Raw genomic sequence first — 24,443 nt, 5'->3', positions numbered from 1 at the left:
AAAATTCAAATTTCATTTGTGTTACAATTGTAAAAAATATGTAATGTAAGAGAATCTTCTATATGATTATAAAAAATCCTGCTTGTTTTTGCTTTCTAGTAGGAAAAACTAGAAGAACAATGGTACAATAATACATCGTGAGAGGAGGGGTAAAAATGAAAGATTATCATGATGATCCACGCTTTCGAATAGCCCATAGAGAAGCGTTAATTGGTCTTGGACTTGCTATTATTAATTTTATAATATGGTACGGATTTGCTTATGGGCTTGGTAGTAAAAATCCGAATGAATATACATATGTATTAGGTTTTCCCGCATGGTTTTTTTATAGCTGTATCGTTGGATTTATCGTTATGGTTATTTTACTTAGTTTAGTTGTTCGTTTTGTATTTCAAGATATTTCACTCGATGAGGAAGAAAAAAGTGAGGAATAATAGATGAATTGGTATGTAATCATTCCAATGATAATTTCGTTTATCGTTGTATTTTTAATTGGTGTATATGCTTCAAGACGTGTGCAAGCAACTGCTCATAATAAATTTTTACAAGAATATTTTCTTGGTGGGCGTGAGCTAGGCGGTTTATTATTAGCGATGACAATGATTGCTACGTACGGTAGTGCAAGTAGCTTTATTGGTGGCCCTGGTATTGCTTACAATATGGGTCTTGGATGGGTACTGTTATCTGCGATTCAAGTTGTAACAGGCTATATCGTTTTAACGGTTATCGGTAAAAAGTTTGCAATTATCGCTAGGAAGATGGAAGCAATTACTCTTATCGATTATTTAAAAGGGAGATACAATAATAAAGCAGTTGTTATACTTTCTGCGTTATGTATTATTATCTTTTTATTTTCAGCGACAGTAGCCCAGTGGGTCGGTGGTGGACGATTAATCGAGTCACTAACTGGTCTATCGTATACAACAGCACTATTTTTATTTACTTTTTCTGTACTTGTGTACGTATTAATTGGTGGATTTCGTGCAGTTGCTCTATCAGATACATTATTAGGAATCATTATGTTAGTTGGAACGACAATCATTTTAATTGCTACTGTCATTGCTGGTGGTGGAATTGAAAAGATTATGCAGGAACTTGTTCAAATTAATCCAAAGTTAATTACACCATTCGGAGCAGATGGCAGTTTAACGAAATCATATGTTACATCATTTTGGATTTTAATTGGAATTGGCGTTGTCGGCTTACCGCAAATTAGCGTGCGTGCCATGTCTTATAAAAATTCAAAAGCGATGCATCAAGCTTTAATAATTGGAACCGTTGTCGTTGGCACAATTATGATCGGTATGCATTTAACTGGTGTATTTGCAAGAGTAGTACTTCCAGGTATAACGGTACCAGATAAAGTAATGCCGCTACTTGCGATGGAAGTGTTACCTCCTTGGTTAGCTGGAGTTTTCTTAGCTGCACCGATGGCAGCGATTATGTCTACAGTAAACTCTTTATTATTACTTGTAAGCTCGTCAATTATTAAAGATATATATGTAAATTACATAAATAAAGATGCAGCAGACAGTACGATAAAAAAAGGAAGTTTGTGGATTACTGGTATTGTAGGACTACTCGTTTATGCAGCGGCGATTAAACCACCAGATTTTTTAATATGGCTAAATTTATTTTCTTTCGGTGGATTAGAAGCAGCATTCATTTGGCCAATCGTATTAGGGTTATATTGGAGGAAAGGAAATGCTACAGGAGCGCTTGCGTCTATTTTAGTTGGGGTAGGCTCATATATGTGTATTCATCTTTTCTATCCAAATCCGTTCGGTATACATACAGTTGTCTTCCCGATTTGTTTTGCGTTTATCGCTTATGTTATTGGAAGTATGAGTGCTGTAAAAAAAACAGTATAGGTTAGCTGAAGAACGTAGTCCTTATAAGACTGCGTTTTTTCGTATGAATTTGTTCTTTTTTATTCTGTATATCCACGGTTATTCATAAATTAATAACAACTGAGGGGATGGAGTTGAGGTCGATGAAAAAAGTGTTATTTTTAGGAGACCCAGGAATTGATGACTCTTTAGCAATTATGTATGGATTGTTGCATCCTGATATTGATATTGTTGGTGTAGTAACGGGATATGGAAATGTAACACAAGAAAAGGCGACAAGTAATGCCGCATATTTATTGCAAATGGCAGGACGGGAAGATATACCTGTTATTAATGGTGCGAAAATTCCTTTATCCGGAGATATTACGACGTATTATCCAGAAATTCATGGGACAGACGGTTTAGGGCCAATTAAACCTCCAAAAACTTTTTCACCAAATATAAAGCCTTTTTGTACATTTTTTGATCTTCTTGAAAAATATAAAGGAGAATTAATAATAGTCGATGCTGGTAGATCAACAACATTAGCGACAGCATTTATTTTAGAAAAGCCGATGATGAAGTATGTGAAAGAATATTATATAATGGGCGGTGCTTTCTTAATGCCTGGCAATGTAACACCAGTCGCAGAGGCGAATTTTCATGGTGATCCCATTGCGTCACAATTAGTTATGCAAAATGCCAAAAATGTGACATTAGTGCCACTTAACGTTACATCTGAAGCAATTATTACACCGGAAATGGTAAAATATATTACGAAACACTCTAAAACGAGTTTTAATAAGTTAATCGAGCCGATATTTACGTACTATTATAAAGCTTATAGAAAGTTAAATCCGAAAATAAAAGGAAGTCCAGTACATGACGTCGTTACAATGATGGTTGCGGCAAATCCATCCCTTTTAGATTATGTATATCGTCGTGTCGATGTAGATACAGCTGGAATTGCAAAAGGAGAGAGTATTGCTGATTTTCGGCCTCAACCTGATGCAAAAGCATTAAAAAATTGGGTGCGAATTGGTTGGTCGTTACATTATAAAAAGTTTCTTGAGGATTTTGTGAAATTTATGACGTAGACATAATAGGAGCATACAAGTTAAAATAATGGAGATGGTTATGTAAATGACCATCTCCATTATTTTGTTTTTAAATGATAAATAGAGAAGAGTTACACAATAGGAGAGGAATTTTACTTGAAAAAAACTATAGTATGCGCAGTAATTGTGGGTATTTTTGTTTTGCTAATATCGGGTAACTTTTTAGTGAAAAAAGTGTGGAGTTCAAATAATGATGATGCACAGTATATTGCATCTTTTATTGAAGAACATAAAGATGAAAAAAATAGTGCGCTTCTAGTAAAGAGAAATGATAAAGTTGTTTATTCTGTAAACCCAAATGTTGTATTGCCAGTTGCTAGTACGATGAAATTAATTGTGGCGCTTGAATATACGAAACAAGTTACTGAAGGGAAAATTGATTCTTCTAGTTTCGTGTCGATTAATGATGTGAATCGCTATTATGTGCCGAATACAGATGGTGGTGCACAAGATAGATGGCAAAAGTATTTGGAGAAAACGGGCAAGATAACTGAAGGAGCGGTTTCTTTAGAAGAAGTGGCAAAAGGAATGGTTAAGTTTAGTTCGAATGCAAATGCTGAATACTTAATGGAATTGTTAGGATTAGATAACATCAATCGAAATTTACAAAGTTTATCACTTCCTGCACATCAACCACTATTTCCAATCGTTTCATCTTTGTATATCCCGGGATATTTGCATAAAGAATTACATGTTCCAAAATATAAAATAGAGAAAAAGTTAAAAGAAATGTCTCAAGAGCAATATCGTGAATATGCGATGATTATTCATGAACGCTTAAAGAAGAAGGGACCATTATTACAGAAGGAAATTCCGCTTTATTTAGAGGAACGTTACGACAAAATTTGGTCAGATAGATTACCAGCAGCTTCTGCAAATGATTATATGGTATTACTTCAAAAGGCAAACCATAAAGGTGGCTTGACAGAAGCTGAAGAAAAAGTGTGGGCAAATATCGTTGAAACAGACATGAGTGCCAAGAAATACCGTAAAACATTTAGACATGCTGGGCAAAAGAATGGTTATACACCATGGACGGTTACAAAAGCAGTTTACGCTATGGATAAACGTGGAAACTGTACGGAGATTGTGTTTTTGGCAAATAATTTAAATGAAGACGATAGTGCAGAAATACGGAAACATTTAGCAAACTTACATTTCCAAGTGTTGCAAAGTGATAAGTATGATGCGACTTTTATTAAATAAACTCGGTGCAGAGAGCACCGAGTTTATTTTTATGTACAAGCACTTTTTTTCTATCTCTGGGTATGATGGGTAGTAATACTTAGGTGAGAGGGGAAAAGGTGATGAAACAAAGTAAAGAAGAGTTTATAAAGAGTGAAGGCGCTGATTTCCCTGGGAAAACATATGTGGATTGTGTATTACAACATGTATTTCATTTTCAAAGAAATTACTTATTGAAAGATATGTTTCAAGTGCATAAAGCACATATTACGATGCTGACGGAAGAAAATTTAATGAAAAAGGAAGAAGCTAAAGTTATATTACACGCATTAAAAAAGGTAGAGGGAATTCCAGAAGAGCAATTGCTCTATACAGAGCAGCATGAAGATCTCTTTTTTTTAGTCGAACATTTAATTTCTCAAGAAGCGAAATGCGATTTTGTAAGTAATATGCATATTGGTAGAAGTAGAAATGATATGGGCGTAACGATGTATCGCATGAGTTTAAGGCGATATGTATTACGATTAATAGAACATCATTTGTTATTGCAAGAAAGTGTACTGCAACTTGCCGTTGATCATAAGGAAACGATCATGCCAGCTTATACACATACACAACCAGCACAGCCAACAACATTTGGTCATTATACGTTAGCAATTTATGATACGATGCAAAGAGATTTAGAACGAATGAAAAAAACGTACCAGCTTTTAAATCAGTCTCCAATGGGGGCAGCTGCACTCTCTACAACAAGTTTCCCGATTAAACGAGAACGAGTTGCTCATCTACTTGGATTTACAAATGTAATTGAGAACTCATATGATGCTGTTGCTGGAGCGGATTATTTATTAGAAGTTAGCTCGCTACTTATGGTAATGATGACGAATACGAGTAGATGGATTCATGACTTTTTGTTGTTAGCAACGAAAGAATATGACGGTATTACTGTTGCAAAGCCATATGTACAAATCAGTAGTATTATGCCGCAAAAACGAAATCCGGTTTCAATTGAACACGCTCGTGCAATTACAAGTAGTGCTTTAGGAGAAGCATTTACAGTATTTCAAATGATTCATAATACACCATTTGGTGATATTGTCGATACGGAAGATGACTTGCAGCCATATTTATATAAAGGGATTGAAAAGGCAATTCGTGTTTTTTGTATGATGAATGCAGTGATCCGAACGATGAAAGTAGAAGAAGAAACGTTAAAAAGTCGTTCCTATAAACATGCAATAACGATAACGGATTTCGCCGATGTTTTAACAAAAAACTATGAAATTCCATTTCGGCATGCTCATCATGCAGCAAGTGCTATTGCAAATATGTCATTGGAGCAGAAAAAAGAACTACATGAATTACACTTCAAAGATGTAAATATGTATTTGCAAGAACATTTTAAAATAAATTTATTAGAAAAAGAGTGGAAAGAAATTATATCGCCAGAAGCTTTTATTCAAAAAAGAAATGTATACGGTGGACCGAGTAAAAAAGAAATGAAGCGTATGATTAAAAATCGAAAAGAGTCCTTTCGAAAAGAAGAAGATGTATTTGAAAAGGAAAAACAGAGAATTTTACAAGTTGAAAATGCCTTGAATACATTAGCTTTGAATATTATTGAATCGTAAAAGAGGGATTTAATGAATTAATCGCCAATACTTAATTAAAATATAAATAGAGAGAAGAGATTGTCGATGATTCAATTACATGTATATGAAGAGATTTTTCATTTTAAAGAAGATGTTACACCATTTCTAGAAAAGAATGAGCAGGAAAACAATCTCATATTAGGTGTATTACAAATGGTTCAAGAACCGATATTTATGGGGATAGCGAAACAAGGAGAAGACATTGCGGTTGTATTTCTGCAAACAGAAGAGAAGAAACAAATCATTGTTGCAACTTCTGAAATTTCGGGAGTAGCTATTGAGGAACTTGCAAAAGAGTTAACGAAAGTATATCCGGATATTCCTGGATTGATCGGTAATAAGAAAATTGTACAGAAATTAGCGGAAGAGATTGCGGTATTAGAAAATAAGAAAATGAATGTTGCAATGGAGCAAGGTGTGTATGAGTTGAACAGAGTAAAGAAGAAGTGTAATGCGAATGGACTTTTTCGAGCGGTAAATAATGATGAATTACCATTAATAGAACAGTGGATATATCAATTTTGTGAAGATGTAAAGCTTCCTACTACGAAAGAAGAAGCAAAACAAACTGCATATACATTAATAACTACAAATCGACTGTTTGGTTTGGAAGTGGATGGGAAACTCGTTTCTGTAGCTGCAAAAACGAGACCAACTAAAAATAATATAACAGTTAATTTTGTATATACGCCGAAAGAAGCAAGGAAAAAGGGATACGCATCTAAGTGTGTAGCGGCACTTAGTCAACGTATGTTAGATGAAGGGTACAAGACGACTACGTTATATACTGATTTAGCGAATCCGACATCGAATAAAATTTATCAAGAAATTGGTTATGAGCAAATTGCGGAGTCTGTGCTTATATTTTTAGAGAAGTAGAACAAAAAGGCGTGCTATTTTAGCACGCCTTTTTGTTATTCATCGATTCTAATAACCTCGCCTTGAGGGAAGTCCTCAGTTTCTAGTAAGTTACGAATAGCTTTCGCAACATATTCAGGTGATAATAGTTTTCCTTCTTCTTTTAATGCAATGAAGCGGTCCAAATTTATGAAATCTTCTTTATTTGTTTCGCGAATTTGTGATTGCATATTTGTATCAACAACGCCAGGTGCAAAAGCGACGATTTTTACTGGATATTCTTTTTCCACTTCTTCAGTTGCTACGCACTGTGTAAACATATTTACACCAGCTTTCGTTGTACAATAAGCGCCCCAGCCAAAGTAAGGATTTTTTCCTGCGCCAGATGAAATGTTAATAACGCGTTTATCTACTTTCCAGTCTTTCGTATGTTTCATAAATGTAGATGTAAGAATCATAGGTGCAAGTAAATTAATGTGAACGTTCGTAATGAATTGTTCACTTTCAGCTTTTTCAATTGGCTTCATAGGTGCAATTGTACCCGCATTATTAATTAAATGAATAGAGGATACATTGTCTTTTTTAATAGATGAAATGATCTCTTTAAAGTTAGTTTCTAAGTTATGTACATCTTGAAGATCTAGGGAATGAAAAATGCAATTGCTGTTATATTGCTCTGCAAGTTTTGTAAGCTCTTGATTTTCTCTTCTAGAAATAGAGATGACAGTTGTATTTTTTTCTAATAATTGCGTAGCGATTGCCTCACCTAAACCTTGTGAAGTTCCTGTTATGATAACGTAGCGCATAGTTTTATAAACCCCTCTCATATGTGCGGAATTTTGTTGGACAACGTACATTGTATAGTTTGTCTACATTTTATAGTATAGAGCACTTTTTACTATAATTGAAATGAGATGATTGTGTGCCTTTTATAAATAGGTTTACGACAACAGTACCTGGTGCCGTCACGTTTACTGGGAATACGCTGGGACTTAGCCCTACATCACCTGCACCAGGTAATATTTTTGGTACACTTGCTGTATTTACGACAGTAAATACAGCATTGCAAGTACCAGGGTTCCCAGCAGGGACAACAGATGAATGGCAATTGAATTCTTCAAGTGCAATTTTAAATCTTCCAGCGGGAAGCAGTGTATTATATGCAGAATTAGTTTGGGCTGGTACTTTCCGGACTGATACGGAAGATGTGTTACCATTTTTAAATGATAACATTACATTTACAACGCCAGCAGGGACGTTTTCTGTTACGCCAGATCCTGCTACCGCGCAGCAAGGTTCAGTAGGAAATCAGTTTTATTATGCTCGCTCTGCCAATGTAACAAATCTTGTTAGTGCAGGTGGAGCAGGCACATATACAACGGGTGCTGTGCCAGCTGCAAGAACTTCAGCCGACCCGACAATCAGTCGTTCAGCTGGATGGACGCTTGAGGTTGTGTATCAAAATGCAAGTTTACCACTTCGAAATTTGTCAGTATATGCAGGTCAAGAAATTATCGATGCTTCATCCCCGCCAGTTGATGCTACAATTTCAGGTTTTGCTACGCCGGCAACAGGAGCTGTTACAGGAAGAGTGCTCGTAACTGCTCAAGAAGGTGATTCTAACATTGTTGGAGATCAACTTCGCTTTGGGCCGAATGCAAATGCTACAGTTGCATTATTCGGACCGAGAAATCCTGCGAATAATTTCTTTCAGTCACAAATTTGTAATGATAGTGGAAATTTAGATACGAGCGGCACGTTTGGAGATTTGAATCAGCCGTTAGGGGTAGCTTTGGCCGTCCGAAGACAAGGGTGGGATATTACGAATGTAGATGCCTCCTCATCTTTAGTAAACAGTCAAACATCAGCAACGGTTCGATTTGTTACAAATGGAGATGGATACGCAGCAGCTGGTTTTGGTGTTCAAATTGATGCAACAGGTCCAATTATTAATCCTGTTAAATCAGTTAATAGAACAGTCGCAGGGGTAGGGGATATTCTCACTTATACGATTACGGTCCCAAATACAGGAACAGGAAGTGCAGAAAACGTTGTATTACGTGATAGTATTCCGAACGGAACGACGTTTGTTGCAGGTAGTGTTACGGTAGGGGGAGTAACACAGCCGAATGCAAACCCTTCTAATGGAATTAATTTAGGTACAATCCCAAATAACACGCAAAGAATTGTTACATTTCAAGTTCGAATAATATCATTCCCGAATCCCAATCCTATTTTAAATCGTGCAATGGTGTCATATCAATTTCGTCCTTTCGTTGGTAGTCCTCCTATTACAAGTACGTCTTCTTCAAACACAGTACAAACGACAGTGAATCAAGCAACTATAAGTATGCAGAAATCTGTAGATTTACAGACGGCAACGCTTAATGATGTATTAACGTACACAGTTAATATCACAAATAATGGAAATGTCACTGCGAGCAATGTTATTTTTGTTGATAGTATCCCTGCTGGAACAACATTTGTCGCAAATAGCGTTACGGTAAATGGAGTAGCGCGTCCAGGAGCGAATCCAGCAAGTAGTATTAATCTAGGAAGTATTAATGCTTCGCAAACGACTGTAGTGCGCTTTCAAGTTCGAGTAACATCGAACCCTCTTGTCAATCCAATTCCAAACCGTGCAAGTGCAACATTTACCTTTACTCCAGTGCCTGGTCAACAACCAGTTTCAGGGCAAGCGACAAGTAATACTGTAGTTACGACAATTAATATAGCTGATATAACAACGAGAAAAACAGTGGATAGAGCTTTTGCAACGGTTAACGATGTTCTTACGTACACGGTAACAATTCAAAATACAGGAAATGTACTTGCAACGAACGTTATTTTTCAAGATCCAATACCAATTGGAACGACATTTATAGCAAATAGTGTGACTGTGGATGGGGTTTCACAACCTGGGGTAAATCCAGCGACTGGGTTTACAGTAGCAAATATATCTCCCGGCGGAAGTAGGACAGTGACTTTTCAAGTACGAGTGACATCAACGCCATCAGGAGGCACAATTGCGAATCGCGGAAATGTAACTGCTAATTTCGTCGTTATTCCAAATCAGCCACCAATAACGATTAATAGACAAACGAATACAGTTGTGACACAAGTTAATACAGGCGGTTTAAATGTAATAAAAGAAGTGAATACAACGCAAGCGGCAGTAGGAGACACTTTAACATACACAATTGCCGTTCAAAATACAGGGAATGTTCCGTTAACAAATGTATTTTTCCAAGACCCTATTTCTTCTGCTGTTTCATTTGTTGCAAATTCTGTAACAATTAATGGAGTACAGCAAAGTGGACTAAATCCGAATACAGGATTCTCTCTTCCGAATATTCCTGCGGCTCAAACGGTTGTAGTCACATTTGACGTAGTAATTGTACAGAATCCAGAAAATGAAGATATTTTAAATCAAGCAAATGTAACAGCAAGCTTTCAAGTGAATCCGAATGAACCACCAGTAACAATCAATGTACCGAGTAATGTTGTGAATACGACAGTACAATCAGGAAACTTTGAAGTTGTGAAAGCAGTCAATACGGATGTTGCAACAGTAGGGGATATTTTAGTATATACAATAGAAGTCATAAATGCAGGTAGTGTACCAGCTACGAATGTATTTTTCCAAGATTCAATTCCCCAAGGGACATTATTTATTGAAAATAGTGTAGTTGTGAATGGTGTTTTACAAGAAGGGGCAGATCCAGAACTTGGATTCCCATTAAATAATTTGCCTACTGGCGCCAGTGTTATTGTTACATTTGAAGTATTAATTGATGAAATTCCCCAAGGAAATAATGTTGTAAATAATGCGAATGTAACTGGAGATTTCCTTGTAAATCCAACAGAGCCGCCGATTACTGTAACAGTACCAAGTAATACTGTTATGACGATCGTGAATTCTTCAGGGTTAAATGTAATGAAAAGTGTAAGTGCTACTGAAGCCGGTGTAGGAGATACGTTAACGTATACAGTTCGTATACAAAATAGTGGAACGGTGACAGCGACAAATGTATCATTCCTTGATCCGATTCCAGTTGGAACCACTTTTGTAGCGAATAGTGTAACAATAAACGGGACGCCTCAACCAGGTTTAAACCCGACAACTGGATTTCCACTTGCTAATATTCCAGTAGGAGGAATGGTGACGGTCACTTTTCAAGTGACAATCACGAGTGTACCACCAAATAGAGTTCTTCCGAATAATGCGAATGTCACTGCTGATTTCCAAGTAAGTCCTCTCCAGCCACCAATTACAATTGTAACGATTAGTAATATTGTTGTGACGCGAGTGAATGTAGGATCACTTAATGTAATGAAGAGTGTAAATACACTACAAGCCGGTGTAGGAGATACGTTAACGTATACGATTCTTATTCAAAATACAGGAACTGTTCCTGCAACGAATATTGTTTTTCAAGATCCAATTCCGTCTGGTACTGCCTTTGTAGCAAATAGTGTGACGATAAATGGAGTCGTACAGCAAGGCGCGGATCCTATGCTAGGTTTCCCGGTACCAAATATTCCGGTCGGGCAAACGGCTACGATTACGTTTCAAGTTACAGTGACGAGTGTTCCGAGCGGTGGAAATATAAGAAACCAATCGAACGTTACTGCAAGTTTTCTTATAAATCCAGCAAACCCTCCAATAACGACTGTTACAAATAGTAATTTTGTAGTGACGCAAGTAAACACAGCACAGTTAAATATACAAAAATCTTCATCTGTACAACAAGCAGCACTTGGAGAAACTTACACGTATTCTGTTGTCATTCGAAATAACGGTACAGTAACAGCAACGAATGTCTCTTTCCTTGATCCAATTGCTTTAGAAACAACTTTTGTAGCAAATAGTGTAACGATAAATGGAACGCCACAACCTGGATTTGACCCAAATGTTGGTTTCCCGCTTCCTAATATTGCAGCTGGAACATCATTGACAGTAACGTTCCAAGTTACGGTAGTTGCACCGTCTACACGTGGAGCGGTATTAAATACAGCATCTGCTACAGCCACTTTCTTATTAAATCCTTTACAGCCACCTGTAACAACAACGAATTCAAGTAATACAACGGTAGTTACAATACCGTTACCTCCTCCTGGTGAAGTAACTGCAACAAAAACAGTTGATGTTGCAACTGGGGCCGTTGGGGATGTATTAACGTATACTGTGCTCATTTCAAACGTAGGAATTATCCCTGTTACAGATGTGTTCTTCCAAGATGTCATACCAGAAGGAACGACGTTTGTTGACAATAGTGTAACGATAGGTGGAGTGCAGCAACTTGGTTTAAATCCAGAAATAGGATTTACAGTTACTCCATTATTAATCGCTGGTGGAAGTATTGAGGTCACATTCCAAGTGACGATTACAGAAATTCCAGATAATGAAGTCATATTAAATGATGCAGATGTTACATTTACTTCACAACCAAATCCGCAGGAACCACCGATTACGGAAACGATATTAACAAATTTAGTCGTTACGACAATTAATATAGCCTTTATTTTTCCATTGAAACTAGTAGATAAAGAAGTAGCGACGGTAGGAGAAATATTAACGTATGATGTATTGATTTTTAATTTCGGAACAGTGCCAGCGACGAATGTTCAATTTATCGATACTACTTCCGCGGGTGTAGCATTTGTACCAGGAAGTGTGAGCATAAACGGGGTACCAGCACCAGGATTAGATCCTTTCATTGGTTTTACAGTTCCAGATATACCTGTCGATGATTTTGTACTTGTCACATATCAGGAAGTGGTTACAAGCATACCAGAAGGTGGAACGATTGTTAATTTTGTAGACGTTACAGCTACATTTGCTGTAAGTGAAACAGAACCGCCTATTACGGAAATAACGACAAGTAATACGACATTAACAGAAATCAATGAGCCTGGTTTGAATGTTTTAAAATCAGTGAGTCAGCCGGTTGTTGTAGTAGGCGATACAGTCACATATACAACAGTAGTTCAAAATACAGGAACAGTGCCAGCAACGAATGTTCAATATAGTGATGTATTACCTTCCTCTATAGCATTCGTGCCGAACACTGTAACGATAGACGGTGTGTTACAACCTGGATTCAATCCGAATAATGGATTCCCGCTTCCAGATATAAACCCAGGTGAAAGTGTAGAAGTCATCTTCCAAGTAACCGTTGTTAGTGCGCCATCAAACGGAACAATTGCCAATACGGCAAATGTAACTGGAAGTTTTGTATTAGTACCAGGAGAACCACCAGTTATAGTAACAGAGCCGAGCAATACAACACTTACAACTGTAAATAGAGGGCAATTTAATGTTATTAAACAAGTAAATAGGGTTGCTACTCTCGTTGGAGATATATTAACGTATACGGTTCAAATAACAAATACTGGAACAGTAACAGCTAATGCTGTTCAGTTTGTTGATACCATTTCAGCAGGGGCGTCATTTGTACCAAATAGTGTAACGATAAATGGAGCCTCGCAACCAAACTTAAATCCGATTACTGGATTTGGAGTTGGAGATATCCCAGTTGGTGAAACGGTTATAGTGACGTTTCAAGCGACAGTTACAAACATCCCGTCATCAGGAACAATTACGAACGTTGCAAATATAACAGGAAGCTTTACTTTAGTGCCAGGAGAACCACCAGTTGTAGTAACAGAGCCGAGTAATACGACGATAACTAGAGTGAATAGAGGACGATTCAGCGTTATAAAATCTGTAAATAAAGAAGCGACACGATTAGGAGATACGTTAACGTATAGTGTGCAAGTTACAAATACGGGAACGGTAACAGCAACGAATGTTCAGTTTATCGATGTTCCATCACCTAGTTTAGAATTCGTTCCTGGAAGTGTACAAATAAATGGGATTCCGCAAGTAGGTTTAGATCCATTTGTAGGCTTTGCATTGCCTGATCTTGCAGTAGGGGATAGTGTATTAATTACATTTGAAGTAAATGTAATCGCAGTTCCGCCTTCTAGTAGCATTATGAATACAGCAAGAGTAACGGGTGATTTCGAATTGATTCCAGGAGAACCTCCGTCTACAATTACAAATTCAAGTAATACGACGGTTACGCCGGTAAATAGAGGTAGCTTAGATATGCTAAAAGAAGTAGACCATTCAGTTGTTGGTGTAGGAGAAACGGTAACGTATACTGTTCGTATATTAAATACTGGTACTGCTGATGCAATGAATGTTCAATTTATCGATGTGCTATCTCAGGAAGCTGATTTCGTTCCAAATAGTGTAACGATAAATGGGGTTCCGCAACCGGGGGTAAATCCGCAGATTGGATTTACGATACCTGATATACCAGTTGGTGAGACGGCACTTGTAACATATGAAGCTACGATTACAAGTTTTCCGGATGGTGGTACAGTAGTGAACGTTGCTGGGGCGTTAGCAGAATATATTTTAGTACCAGGGGAGCCGCCAGTTACAGTGATGGATACAAGCAATACAGTTATAGTGACGGTAAATACTGCAATCTTATTTGTTGCAAAAGGAGCAAACTTTGAAGTAGCAATGATAGGGGATGTTGTCACTTACGGAATCGCTGTTATAAATGATAGTACAGTTCCTGTGACCAATATTGTGTTAACAGATATCATTGATCCGAATACGCTATTTATAAATGGTACGGTAACGGTAAATGATGTACCTCTTCCATTTGCTAATCCGAATACTGGTATTCCGTTAGGTGATTTTCAGCCAAATGATGCAGCAATTATTAATTTCCAAGTTGTAATAATAGGAGGGCAAGTAAATAATTTAGTTACAAATACTGCTACAGCGAATGGGCTTGCAACTGTAAATCCGAATGAGCCGCCAGTAGTAGTTGAAGGTGATAGTAATACAGTTGTTATCCCGTTTATTCCTCAAAATGTCTCAACGACAGTCGTAAAAACGGCAGATTTACAGGTAGCAACAATTGGAGATGTCATTACGTTTACGACAGTCATCACAAATACGGGTGATACTGTAATGCAAAATATTCGTTTTCAAGATATGTTAGATAGTAGTGTTCGATTTGTTCCTGGAAGTGTAACGGTTGATAATACGCCAGTGCCGAATGTAAGCCCGGCAGTAGGGTTTCTTATCGGAAGTTTAAATCCTGGTGAAGCAAGGACAGTTTCGTTCCAAGTAGCAGTACAGAGCGCGCCAAATGGTTCAGGAAATTATATAAATCAAGCGAGTATTCGTTTTGAACATCAAGTAGGCACAGTATTGCCACCTGTTACACAAATAGTAGAAAGTAACATAGTTGTCATTCCATTTGTTCCAACGATTGAACAAATTTGCGAAACGAATCTTAATTGCTTAGGGAAAATTCCTTTTCAATGTTCTCCGTGTGATCATTTGCAAATAAAGAAAAAATAAATGAAGAAAGAGCATCCTGTAAGAGAAGGATGCTCTTTCTTCATTAATCATGTAGATTCTTTTTCGGGCGAGGTGAAAAATTCGTCGATTTTGTTGGAAAGTAGTAATGGAATAGCTCCTTTTATAACAGAAATGTCCCAGTCCCACCATGCAAGATTCTCTAGTTTGTCAATTGTTTCTTGCGGGAAACGATATCGAATAAATTTTGCTGGATTACCAGCCACAATTGCATATGGAGGGACGTCTTTTGTAACAACACTTTTTGCACCAATAATGGCACCGTTACCAATTGTAACACCAGATAAAATGCAGGATTGATAACCAATCCATACATCATTGCCAACTACGATATCACCTTTTGAAGAAGGGTGACCAGTAATATGTGCTCCTTCATCAAAAAGTGCATTAAATGGATAAGTCGTTATCCAGTCTGCGCGATGTTCACCGCCAAGTATGAAAACGACTTCTTCTGCTAATGAACAAAACTTACCTATTTTCAATTTTGTTTCATCGTTCCAAGAAAAAATGGTTGGCCCTACTTTACTATAAGTATAATCACCAATATCATATTTATTATATTCAGGTTTTTGATTTAAATATAACATGCTTCTTCAGCCTCCTTTCTCAATTAAGTGATACGTATGGAATATTATATGCAAGATGTAGTAATGTGAACTGTATTAATAGGTGAAATGAACAAAAGGGAGTGGGATGTATGCGATACGAAATGGGTTTCAGTCAATTCAATCAGGGGAAAAAGTATATGAAGTACGCCTATACGATAAAAAACGTCAACTAATAAACAAAGACGATGAAATCGTATTTACGAATCTTAAGACAACAGAAATGATGACGGTAAAAGTAACGGAAATAAAGCGATACGAGAGCTTTAAAGCTATATATGAACAAATCGATAAAAAATTATTGGATTGTGAAAATGATAGTTTAGAGGAAATGTTAGAAAGTACATACAAAATATATACGAAAGAACAAGAAAAAGAGTGGGGAACAGTTGCGATTCGTATTGAGGTAATAAAATGATAAGAAATCGCGGAGCCGCTATCATTGTACAGGAAGGAAAAATCGCTCTTATAAAACGTATTCGAGAAGAGGAAAGATATTATGTTTTTCCTGGCGGAGGGATTGAGGAAGGTGAAACGCCTGAAGAGGCAACGAAAAGAGAGGTATACGAAGAATTAGGGGTACATATACAAGTGGAGCACCTTATTGCAAAGGTAAAATATAAAGGAAATGAATATTATTATGCTGCCTATATTACAGGCGGAGTGTTCGGAAGCGGAACAGCTGAGGAATTTCAGCTGGAAGGTAGGGGAAATTATATTCCGTTATGGCTACCGATAAACGAGTTGGAAAAAGTGAATATAAAACCTTATGAAGTGGTCAGAAATATATTTAATCATTATAAAATATAACGTCTGACAACATACAAAAAAAACCATTGACATAGTCTTCTGATTTAAGTATTGTATTCGAGTATGTTTATAATCAGGAGGTTTATATGAGCAATCAAACTACTACACATCATGTGAAAATGACAACAGCGGATCCATCTGGAATTGGTCTATTTGGATTAGCGATGGTAACACTTGTAGCATCATCTCAAAAGTTAGGCTTAACAGATGGCGTTTCACTTGTATTACCGTGGGCAATCTTTTTAGGAGGATTTGCACAAATCTTTGCTTGCATTCATGATGCAAAGCATAACAATACATTCGGTACAACAGCATTCGGTGCGTACGGTCTATTTTGGCTAGGTGTTGGAATGACTTGGTTAATTCAACTTGGAGTATTTGGCGAAAAATTAGCACAAGCTGCAGATTCAAAACAGCTTGGTGTAGCCTTTATCGGATATTTGATTTTCACAATCTTTATGACAATTGGTGCAATGGAAACACATAAAGTATTATTTATGATTTTCGTCCTTATTGATTTCTTATTTATCGGTCTTTCATTAAGTACTTTAGGTGTTATGCCGCATGCAATGCATAATTTAGCAGCATATTCTGAACTTCTTATTTCATTATTATCTTTCTACGGTTCAGCAGCAGCAGTGTTAAATACACACTTCGGAAAAGTTGTTTTACCAGTAGGAAAGCCTTTTGGTATTTTTAAAAAATAATAAAAAAGCACAGATGATTGTATAGTCATCTGTGCTTTTTTATTTATTCCGCTCTTTGTGGGTTGTCTGAAAAAGCCTGATTGGTGAGGACTCATTAAACTTTCACTTTATCCCGCTATTTGCCGGGCAGTAAGCCCCCCTCCGCCTCAAAATTCAGCGGAAACAAAGAAGTTAGGTGGGGGATGAATACCCTCACTGATTAAAGTTTCACCTTATTTGAAATAAGTAATGTGAAATGTAAATAAAAGTAGAAAAAATAAATTGAAATTGATTATCATTATTAATATAATGAGAATGAGAATCATTTATTGTTAGAGGGGGATGCCAAAGTGGCAAAAATTTTAATAGCTTATGCAAGTATGTCAGGAAATACAGAGAGTATTGCTGATTTAATTAAAGTTAGTTTAGATGCTTTTGATCATGAAGTAGTATTGCAAGAAATGGAAGGCATGGACGCTGAAGAATTATTAGCTTATGATGGAATCATTTTAGGATCTTATACGTGGGGCGATGGTGAATTACCATTTGAAGCGGAAGATTTTCATGATGACTTAGAAAATATAGATTTAGCTGGGAAAAAGGTAGCGGTATTCGGATCGGGTGATACGGCGTATGAACTGTTTTGTGAAGCGGTAACGATATTTGAAGAACGTCTTGTGGAACGCGGTGCAGAGCTTGTACAAGAAGGGCTGAAAATTGAATTAGCTCCAGAAGATGAAGAGGATGTTGAAAAATGCAGTAATTTTGCAATTGCATTTGCTGAGAAGTTCTAAGAATGGGAGTGTCAACGTGGAGACAATGTTAAGTGCAACTGCTATTACAAAGTTAAGAGATGGAAAACTGTTGTTAGCTACTACATATAATGGCTTATTTGTTGAACAAGACGGAGAATGGAAACGAATTTTAAATGGTTTTCAAAAACGAATTAGGGATTTACATAGCGAAGATAATGTAGTTTATGGTGTAGGTGACGAAGGGATTTTTATTCGCAGTATGAATGGTGGAGAGAACTGGACAATTCAGCGTTTTCCAACAAAAGCAACGAGTTGGAATGTATGTAGCAATGTACAAGGAACTGTTGTTGCTCATGGAGAAAAAACGCTGTATCTTTCTAATAATTTCGGTTTGACATGGGAAACTATTCATCCGTTTCTTGAGTATGGCAGTGCGGCACCGTCTATTCGATCATTATTTTTATATAAACATTACTTATTTATTGGTACGAAAATACATGCTAAATATGGTGGTGTTTGGCTCTTTGATTTGAAGACACGTAAATTAAAGAGGATTAAAATTGCGATGAATCAAATGATCTCCGCGTTGACTTTACACAATTCTTATTTAGTAGCGGCAAGTGGATCGTGCAAGGGAGTTAGCGGAAATATTTCTTATTGTAAAATAGATGAAAGTATTGCAAGTGAAAAAATATATTGGCATACATGTCAAAGTGAGCAGAAAGCAAGTAGTTATTTAGACTTAAGTGTAGATCAACATGTTTTATATACAACTTCAACGCAAAATAAGGCGGGGATTAGTAGTGTGTGCCGTGTGCTTCTTGAAGAAGGTATTGTTACAGTATGTGATTCAGTTAAAGGGCACGGATGGCGCATTGTTAATCAAAAAGATGGTTATGTAGTAGCCGGATCAGGTGAATTAAAAGCAATGCAGTGGGAACAAAAAATAATTTAAGAAAAAAACTTTACTTTTATTATATTGATATGATATAGTATATTTAAACCATTTTACTTTTAATAATATAGAGATTTAAATGAGCTGTAACTTCCGAGGAGGATAGCAATGTTAAATCTCCTCAGGGGTTGCAGTTTTTTAATATCTGGCTTATTATTGTAAGGTGGTTGAAAATGAATATGTACATATAGGTACATTGTAGGAGGATTTTTTTCATGCAAAACGGTAAAGTAAAATGGTTTAACTCAGAAAAAGGTTTCGGTTTCATCGAAGTTGAAGGCGGAGAAGACGTATTCGTTCATTTCTCAGCTATCCAAGGCGAAGGCTTCAAAACTTTAGAAGAAGGTCAAGAAGTTACTTTCGAAGTAGAACAAGGTAACCGTGGACCTCAAGCTACTAACGTAAACAAGAAGTAATTTTTGAAAAAAGAAGGGCTCGCCCTTCTTTTTTTTTGCATTTTTATAGATGTCCTCCTACTTACATATCATAACAAGACTGAATTTTCATTTATTTATTCGGAGTATTTTTGTATAAAGTACATGAATAAATAAATACTGAAAATAAAGTGTTTGTGTGAAAAGGAATTTAGAAAGAGGTAAATAAATTGAAAAACGCTACACATTTCATTGTGTTTGATATTGAAAGGAATTTCAGACCGTATAAATCAGAAGATCCATCAGAAATAGTTGATATCGGAGCTGTAAAAATAGAAATAGGTACAATGAAGATAATTGAAGAATTTTCGGAGTTAGTAAAACCAAGTGCACGATTAACTCGTCATACAACAAAATTAACCGGTATTACGAAAAAAGATTTAATGGGTGTAGAAAAATTCCCTCAAATTATAGAGAAATTTATTCAGTTCATCGGCGAAGGTTCTATATTTGTTTCATGGGGAAAAGAAGATTATCGCTTTCTATCTCATGATTGTACATTATATGGTGTTGAATGCCCAAGTATAGAAAAAGAAAATAGAATTGATTTGCAAAAATTTGTTTTCCAAGCATATGAGGAATTGTTTGAACATACGCCAAGTTTACACTTTGCGGTAGAACAGCTCGCTTTAACGTGGGAAGGAAAACAGCACCGTGCTTTAGCAGATGCTGAAAATACAGCAAATATACTTCTTAAAGTATATAGCGAGAGAGATATTAATAAGCGATACAAAAGACATGGTGAACTTGAACTTGTAAAAAACGGAAAACTAACAGAAAAAGCGAAAAAAAAGATGCGAAAATGGGTATTTAAAGAACTAAAGAAAAATACAGAACGCCCTTTTGAATGGAGTACATTTGAAAGTAGTGACACGTGGGAAAGTATAACGGAAAGATATTATATAAGTGAAAATACAGTAGAACTCCTGAAAAAACATTTTCGTACAGCAGTGAGAAAAGCGGAACGGCAGATTAGGTATTTGGCTGAGATGGAGGAGAATACAGAGGTTAAATGAATTTCTCCTCCACCTCTAACTACATACATGTAATAACAGCGTATTGATATTAAATAGGCATCAACTTGTTGTTGTGATTGTGCATTATAATTGCTTTGGGAGTGTTAAGACGTAATAAGAGCTTTAAATCGTATTAATAAAATAAATATATATATATAAATAAAAGAGTGTAGTTTAATGGAAACAATCTTTAACATTTTAACTGTTTTAGTTTTTGGGATAATATTTACCACACAATTAGCATTAACTACACTTTCTTTCATAGTAAAGAAGAATTGGAAAAAACTTAATATCTCTTTAAGTTGTGGTGTATTAAAGTTTAAAATAGAAGAGTAAGATTGAGCTTTGTACAAGGGAGGTGTGATAGTGGTAGACTTGGATATTAAAGATGTCACAGTAAAGATGGAATTAAACGGTGTCTTTTGGAATGAGGATCGGATTGCTGAAATGAAGGTGACTACAAAAGAAGAGCATTCTGTTATTCTTCGTCTAGTAGTTGATTTAGAAAGTAAAACTATTAGGGCGACGAGTGCGGAAATAGTGAATGGATTCTGCCCTCTGTGCAAACAGAAAAGGGACGAATGTAGTGAACTTAATGACTTGCAAAACAAAATGGAAATTTTAGAAGAAGCCTACGATTGGGTGAGAGAACATCCGGAATATCGTTTTCAATTATCTTTTTACGAGTACAATAAATTTGAGGTAGTAAAGTGAAATTTGCATCTTAACAACTTATAGAAGGACTTGGTCAACTAGAAATATTGAAGTAGATATTTCTAATGGAAATAAGCTTGTATAACAAGGAAGGGATGTATTTGATTCTGCAACAAATGTCATCTTGCATCAAAAAAATTTGAAAATAAACATGTTTTATTATAAAGCAGAAAAATCGATTCTTAGTAGAATCGGTTTTTAATATAAACAAAAGAGCGCTTATTATAAGCGCCCAGTAACAACAGTTATATGGAAGTATTTATCCCGTAAAAGCCCGATTGGTGAGGGTTAATAATTAGTGGGGGATGAACAAAACCCCACTGATTAAAGTTTCACTTTATTCAATACCGCTCGGATCAAACGAATACTGCTGCTTATTCTCAATCCGCTCAATCACATCTTGCAGCTCATCTGGCTTCAGAAACTCAATAGGAGAGAAGCCTTTTTCAAATGTAAGTGTGTCTGCTTCAATCATAAGTACATATCGATCATTTACCTTCGCAATATGTATTTGATCCCCGAAATCAGCAAGCAGGGCCTTCACAGAGATATGATCTGCTTTTAGTTTTAATTCGACTTCAGGAGCATGCTCGACGATTTGAGCAGTTGCTTCCATTACTTCTTCGGTTGAAAATTGTTCCATAATTTCGCGTTTCGGACTGGCAGCCCATACTTCCATCGCTTGGTCGAATTGTTCGCGTTCTTCCGTACCTTCTTCAAATACATCTTCAATTTGGTCGTATACCATGTCCATTACTTGTGTTTTCATAATTTCAGGCATAGAGCGTTCGTATTCGACGAATTTTAAGAAGTCTTCAAAGTAGCGGGCATGTGATGCTTGGTGTATTTTTAGTTCGCCTACTTCAACCATACCTTCTTCAGGCATGTACGGATATTGGATAGATTTCATATTCTTTGTTGTGATGGCCATTTCAACGTTACGAATCAGTGTTGATTCATCAGAAATAGAAGCAACCTTTGGTTCAAAGTCGCATTTCATTACGAATACGAATGGATCATCAAAGTATTTGCGTAGTTTTGCCTGAGCAATTAAAAATACACCACCACGTACAGCGCTTGTGTCAAGATATGTATAAACGAGAGGTTCGCTCATATCTTTAAAGTTTTCTTTTGTTTCTGCAAAGCGAATACGATTAAAAAGGTTGTAATGAGGGTTTGAATCAAGTTCGTGCCCTTCTTCTACAATAAAGCGACCAATTTTTGTTGGGGCTTGTTCTGTTTTTGCATGACGTTCTACTTTTCGCTTCGATATTTTTAATAACTCACCATTCAAAAATTCTTTTAAGGAACTATCTTCATATTCTTCAGCGTCTAAAGTTTGAAAATGTTTGTAGCGTTTATCAACTGCTTCACCTTTTCCTTCTACTTGTACAACATAAAAGGAAAGATAATTTATTTCAAAATCCATATTTATCACCTTGTTTCATTTCATTAACTCTTATCAGTATAGAGATGGAAAAAACTTTCGTCAATTTATATAAGGAAGGGGAAGCCCCTTCCTTTATATAATCTTTATTTTCTCGATTAAAATCCGTCTTCTAATGCTGCGAATGGAATGTTTAGTCTGTTTTCTACTGTGCGTAAACGTTGGTTTAAGCGGTTTAGTCTACGTGTATGGCGCTCAACTGTATTTTCTAGTTGACGAACTCTTTGTTCAAGCTCATTTACGCGTCTTTCTAATTGACGATTTCCAGTGCCAGGAAAAGAGATTGGAAGTTGGAATTGTCTATTTTGGTCATATGGATTCGTGTGCTCTGCTTGATCTATATAAGATTGATATTGTGTTTGTAAGTCATACTGTGGTTGTTGGTACGCATATTGATTATATGGATCATATGGATTGTAGGGATACATAATAACATCCTCCATTTCTTTAAAATAGGTTGAATTCACCATAATGTATGTGCAAAAGCGGAGTGGTGGCACGGCAAATACCTATTTATGTTGACGGGATTTCTCTTTATCCCGCTATTTGCTGGGCAATAAGACCCCCATGTCAAAATTCAGCAGAAACAAAGAAGGTCGGGATGCCCGTAAAACCCCCACTGATTACAGTTTCACTTTATAAAAAATAGCTTGAGGGTTTTTGATTTGTATTTCTTTTGCTTAATGGTATATACTGGATAAAAGAGAGAGTTTACATAAAAGTTACAATTCTATCAAACTCAAACTTTTATGTAAATATGTATAGACATTTATAAAAGAAAAGAGTAATTTATATAGAGTGAAAAATAACTTGTAACATTTTATAAACATATTGTAAAATGATTGTAACAAAACATACATGAAAATGAAATAAATACATAATAGTGATGTTGGGGAAAGGGAGAGAGTATATTGTTCCGTAAAGTAAAGGGTATATTGGTTGGGGTGTTATGTGTAGCTATAATGAGTGGCTGTGGTGCAAAAGTAAGTGATGTTGCATTGGTAAGTGATATTGGTGGGCATACTGTAGAGGCTAAAGCAGAAGTGCAGGATACTATTAGTTTAGTTGATGGTCGAACTGGTACTGAAGTGAAAAAATTAGATTTATCTAGTTTAGGCTATTTTGAAGATGAAGCGAAATTTAAAAAGTCTGTAACAAAGGTTGTTGGTGAGGTTGGAAAAAGCGTCGACAAAAAAATGGTTCCTTCACGTATAGCACCTGATGGAAGTTGGCAAGAAGGAAAACCTTCTTATGAATTAATGGAAAAAGAATTAGTAGATAAATTGTTAAATGTTGGTATGTGGGATGCTACGTATCAGTTGCCGATCGTGGAGAAAAAACCAGTCGCAACATTAAGTGATGCGCAAGGAAATGGTACGGTAATTGGTAGATATGAAACGAACTTAGGTGGTTCAACAGGTGGCCGTATTGAGAATATTCGTTTGTCAGCAGCGAGCATAAATGGAGTTGTGTTAGCAAAAGGAGACCGTTTCTCTTTTAATTCATTAATCGGTGATACAACACCAGATAAAGGATATCAATTAGGGAAAGAAATAGTTGATGGTAAATTAGTAGATGGATATGGCGGTGGTGTTTGTCAAACATCTTCAACTTTATACAATGCAGCAGATCAAGCTGGTCTGAAAATGGTGGAGAGAACTACACATTCTAAAACGGTAGGTTATGTTCCACAAGGAAGAGATGCTACAATTGCATATCCATACTTAGATTTAGTATTTGAAAATACGAATGATGCACCTGTGAAGCTTTATATGGGCATTCAGGGTGGAAAGCTAGTTGCTGAAGTACATAAAATGAGATAAGAGTTAAAAAGCCACCTTTTCTAAAAGTTAGAATGAAGTGCACCCCAATTGTTAGACACAGTCTAACAATTGGAGGTGCATTTTTTATGGCTAAATTTTCTTCAAAAGAAAAAATCCAAGCGGTGAAACGATATTTAGATGGT

Annotated in this window: 20 protein-coding genes; 16 read left to right on the top strand and 4 right to left on the bottom strand. The window is 36.3% G+C overall.

Translation table 11 applies throughout. The annotated features are described in order from the left end of the window. Positions 1-155: 155 nt before the first annotated feature. From ACUN13_RS24740 to ACUN13_RS24715, 6 genes are all read left to right on the top strand, one after another. Positions 156-434, top strand: a complete 279-nt coding sequence (locus tag ACUN13_RS24740) for a YhdT family protein (RefSeq protein ID WP_000656239.1) — start codon at positions 156-158, stop codon at positions 432-434. A gap of 3 nt (positions 435-437) precedes the next feature. Next, entirely contained in the window at positions 438-1,871 is a 1,434-nt protein-coding gene (gene panF / locus ACUN13_RS24735) for a sodium/pantothenate symporter (RefSeq protein WP_001104820.1), read from the top strand. A gap of 122 nt (positions 1,872-1,993) precedes the next feature. Beyond that, complete coding sequence (locus tag ACUN13_RS24730) at positions 1,994-2,926, top strand: nucleoside hydrolase (protein WP_000756458.1); 933 nt, start codon at positions 1,994-1,996, stop codon at positions 2,924-2,926. A gap of 117 nt (positions 2,927-3,043) precedes the next feature. Next, positions 3,044-4,153, top strand: a complete 1,110-nt coding sequence (locus ACUN13_RS24725) for a serine hydrolase (protein WP_000751366.1) — start codon at positions 3,044-3,046, stop codon at positions 4,151-4,153. Positions 4,154-4,254: 101 nt separating this feature from the next. Further along, a complete protein-coding gene (gene argH / locus ACUN13_RS24720) occupies positions 4,255-5,763 on the top strand; it encodes an argininosuccinate lyase (protein WP_257115612.1) in 1,509 nt (502 codons plus the stop codon). A 66-nt stretch (positions 5,764-5,829) separates the two neighbouring features. Beyond that, a complete protein-coding gene (locus tag ACUN13_RS24715; protein ID WP_000615373.1) occupies positions 5,830-6,663 on the top strand; it encodes a GNAT family N-acetyltransferase in 834 nt (277 codons plus the stop codon). A gap of 35 nt (positions 6,664-6,698) precedes the next feature. On the opposite strand, the gene ACUN13_RS24710 is transcribed toward ACUN13_RS24715, so the two are convergent. Beyond that, a complete protein-coding gene (locus ACUN13_RS24710; protein ID WP_257115611.1) occupies positions 6,699-7,448 on the bottom strand; it encodes a (S)-benzoin forming benzil reductase in 750 nt (249 codons plus the stop codon). Between the two features lie 116 nt (positions 7,449-7,564). Here ACUN13_RS24710 and ACUN13_RS24705 point away from each other — a divergent pair, with 116 nt between their 5' ends. Further along, positions 7,565-15,037, top strand: a complete 7,473-nt coding sequence (locus tag ACUN13_RS24705) for a DUF7507 domain-containing protein (protein ID WP_438906285.1) — start codon at positions 7,565-7,567, stop codon at positions 15,035-15,037. 47 nt (positions 15,038-15,084) lie between these two features. Here the strand turns inward: ACUN13_RS24705 and ACUN13_RS24700 are convergent, their stop codons facing one another. Further along, complete coding sequence (locus tag ACUN13_RS24700) at positions 15,085-15,642, bottom strand: CatB-related O-acetyltransferase (protein ID WP_257115609.1); 558 nt, start codon at positions 15,640-15,642, stop codon at positions 15,085-15,087. Positions 15,643-15,748: 106 nt separating this feature from the next. Between ACUN13_RS24700 and ACUN13_RS24695 the strand changes: the two genes are divergently transcribed. The 8 genes from ACUN13_RS24695 (at position 15,749) to ACUN13_RS24660 (ending at position 21,030) form a co-directional block, all read left to right on the top strand. Continuing rightward, positions 15,749-16,078, top strand: a complete 330-nt coding sequence (locus ACUN13_RS24695) for an ASCH domain-containing protein (RefSeq protein WP_409531836.1) — start codon at positions 15,749-15,751, stop codon at positions 16,076-16,078. Continuing rightward, positions 16,075-16,470: an NUDIX hydrolase gene (locus tag ACUN13_RS24690; RefSeq protein ID WP_000620822.1), complete on the top strand. Its 396-nt coding sequence runs from the start codon at positions 16,075-16,077 to the stop codon at positions 16,468-16,470. The genes ACUN13_RS24695 and ACUN13_RS24690 overlap by 4 nt, the downstream gene beginning before the upstream one ends. An 86-nt stretch (positions 16,471-16,556) precedes the next feature. Then, positions 16,557-17,177 (top strand): acetate uptake transporter, encoded by a 621-nt coding sequence (locus ACUN13_RS24685; RefSeq protein ID WP_000070938.1) that lies wholly within the window; start codon positions 16,557-16,559, stop codon positions 17,175-17,177. Positions 17,178-17,506: 329 nt separating this feature from the next. After that, on the top strand, positions 17,507-17,950 hold the full coding sequence (locus ACUN13_RS24680) for a flavodoxin (protein WP_001062752.1): 444 nt from the start codon (positions 17,507-17,509) through the stop codon (positions 17,948-17,950). A gap of 16 nt (positions 17,951-17,966) precedes the next feature. Then, a complete protein-coding gene (locus ACUN13_RS24675) occupies positions 17,967-18,866 on the top strand; it encodes a WD40/YVTN/BNR-like repeat-containing protein (RefSeq protein WP_000449496.1) in 900 nt (299 codons plus the stop codon). 215 nt (positions 18,867-19,081) lie between these two features. Continuing rightward, positions 19,082-19,282, top strand: coding sequence for a cold shock-like protein CspB (gene cspB, locus ACUN13_RS24670; protein WP_001179150.1), 201 nt, complete (start codon positions 19,082-19,084; stop codon positions 19,280-19,282). 188 nt (positions 19,283-19,470) lie between these two features. Continuing rightward, positions 19,471-20,316 carry an exonuclease gene (locus tag ACUN13_RS24665; RefSeq protein ID WP_000786414.1) on the top strand — a complete coding sequence of 282 codons (846 nt, stop codon included), beginning with the start codon at positions 19,471-19,473 and terminating at the stop codon, positions 20,314-20,316. A 366-nt stretch (positions 20,317-20,682) separates the two neighbouring features. Continuing rightward, entirely contained in the window at positions 20,683-21,030 is a 348-nt protein-coding gene (locus ACUN13_RS24660; RefSeq protein WP_000227983.1) for a hypothetical protein, read from the top strand. A 337-nt stretch (positions 21,031-21,367) separates the two neighbouring features. Here ACUN13_RS24660 and ACUN13_RS24655 read toward each other — a convergent pair whose 3' ends face one another. Continuing rightward, complete coding sequence (locus ACUN13_RS24655) at positions 21,368-22,459, bottom strand: DUF3900 domain-containing protein (protein ID WP_000345046.1); 1,092 nt, start codon at positions 22,457-22,459, stop codon at positions 21,368-21,370. Between the two features lie 116 nt (positions 22,460-22,575). Beyond that, complete coding sequence (locus tag ACUN13_RS24650) at positions 22,576-22,905, bottom strand: hypothetical protein (protein WP_000283715.1); 330 nt, start codon at positions 22,903-22,905, stop codon at positions 22,576-22,578. Positions 22,906-23,388: 483 nt separating this feature from the next. On the opposite strand from ACUN13_RS24650, the gene ACUN13_RS24645 reads away from it, so the two are divergent. Next, positions 23,389-24,300: a VanW family protein gene (locus tag ACUN13_RS24645; protein WP_000488973.1), complete on the top strand. Its 912-nt coding sequence runs from the start codon at positions 23,389-23,391 to the stop codon at positions 24,298-24,300. Positions 24,301-24,443: the final 143 nt, after the last annotated feature.

This window comes from Bacillus cereus group sp. Bce041 (assembly GCF_052646455.1).
The sequence above is the reverse complement of the archived record's forward strand: the minus strand, read 5'-3'. Positions and strand labels throughout refer to the sequence as shown.

What these genes read in the sequence shown, in the direction of transcription:
- ACUN13_RS24740 (WP_000656239.1), top strand. Translation starts at nt 156, where the DNA reads ATGAAAGATTATCATGATGATCCACGCTTTCGAATAGCCCATAGAGAA.
- panF (WP_001104820.1), top strand. Translation starts at nt 438, where the DNA reads ATGAATTGGTATGTAATCATTCCAATGATAATTTCGTTTATCGTTGTA.
- ACUN13_RS24730 (WP_000756458.1), top strand. Translation starts at nt 1,994, where the DNA reads ATGAAAAAAGTGTTATTTTTAGGAGACCCAGGAATTGATGACTCTTTA.
- argH (WP_257115612.1), top strand. Translation starts at nt 4,255, where the DNA reads ATGAAACAAAGTAAAGAAGAGTTTATAAAGAGTGAAGGCGCTGATTTC.
- ACUN13_RS24715 (WP_000615373.1), top strand. Translation starts at nt 5,830, where the DNA reads ATGATTCAATTACATGTATATGAAGAGATTTTTCATTTTAAAGAAGAT.
- ACUN13_RS24710 (WP_257115611.1), bottom strand. Translation starts at nt 7,448, where the DNA reads ATGCGCTACGTTATCATAACAGGAACTTCACAAGGTTTAGGTGAGGCA.
- ACUN13_RS24700 (WP_257115609.1), bottom strand. Translation starts at nt 15,642, where the DNA reads ATGTTATATTTAAATCAAAAACCTGAATATAATAAATATGATATTGGT.
- ACUN13_RS24695 (WP_409531836.1), top strand. Translation starts at nt 15,749, where the DNA reads ATGTATGCGATACGAAATGGGTTTCAGTCAATTCAATCAGGGGAAAAA.
- ACUN13_RS24690 (WP_000620822.1), top strand. Translation starts at nt 16,075, where the DNA reads ATGATAAGAAATCGCGGAGCCGCTATCATTGTACAGGAAGGAAAAATC.
- ACUN13_RS24685 (WP_000070938.1), top strand. Translation starts at nt 16,557, where the DNA reads ATGAGCAATCAAACTACTACACATCATGTGAAAATGACAACAGCGGAT.
- cspB (WP_001179150.1), top strand. Translation starts at nt 19,082, where the DNA reads ATGCAAAACGGTAAAGTAAAATGGTTTAACTCAGAAAAAGGTTTCGGT.
- ACUN13_RS24655 (WP_000345046.1), bottom strand. Translation starts at nt 22,459, where the DNA reads ATGGATTTTGAAATAAATTATCTTTCCTTTTATGTTGTACAAGTAGAA.
- ACUN13_RS24650 (WP_000283715.1), bottom strand. Translation starts at nt 22,905, where the DNA reads ATGTATCCCTACAATCCATATGATCCATATAATCAATATGCGTACCAA.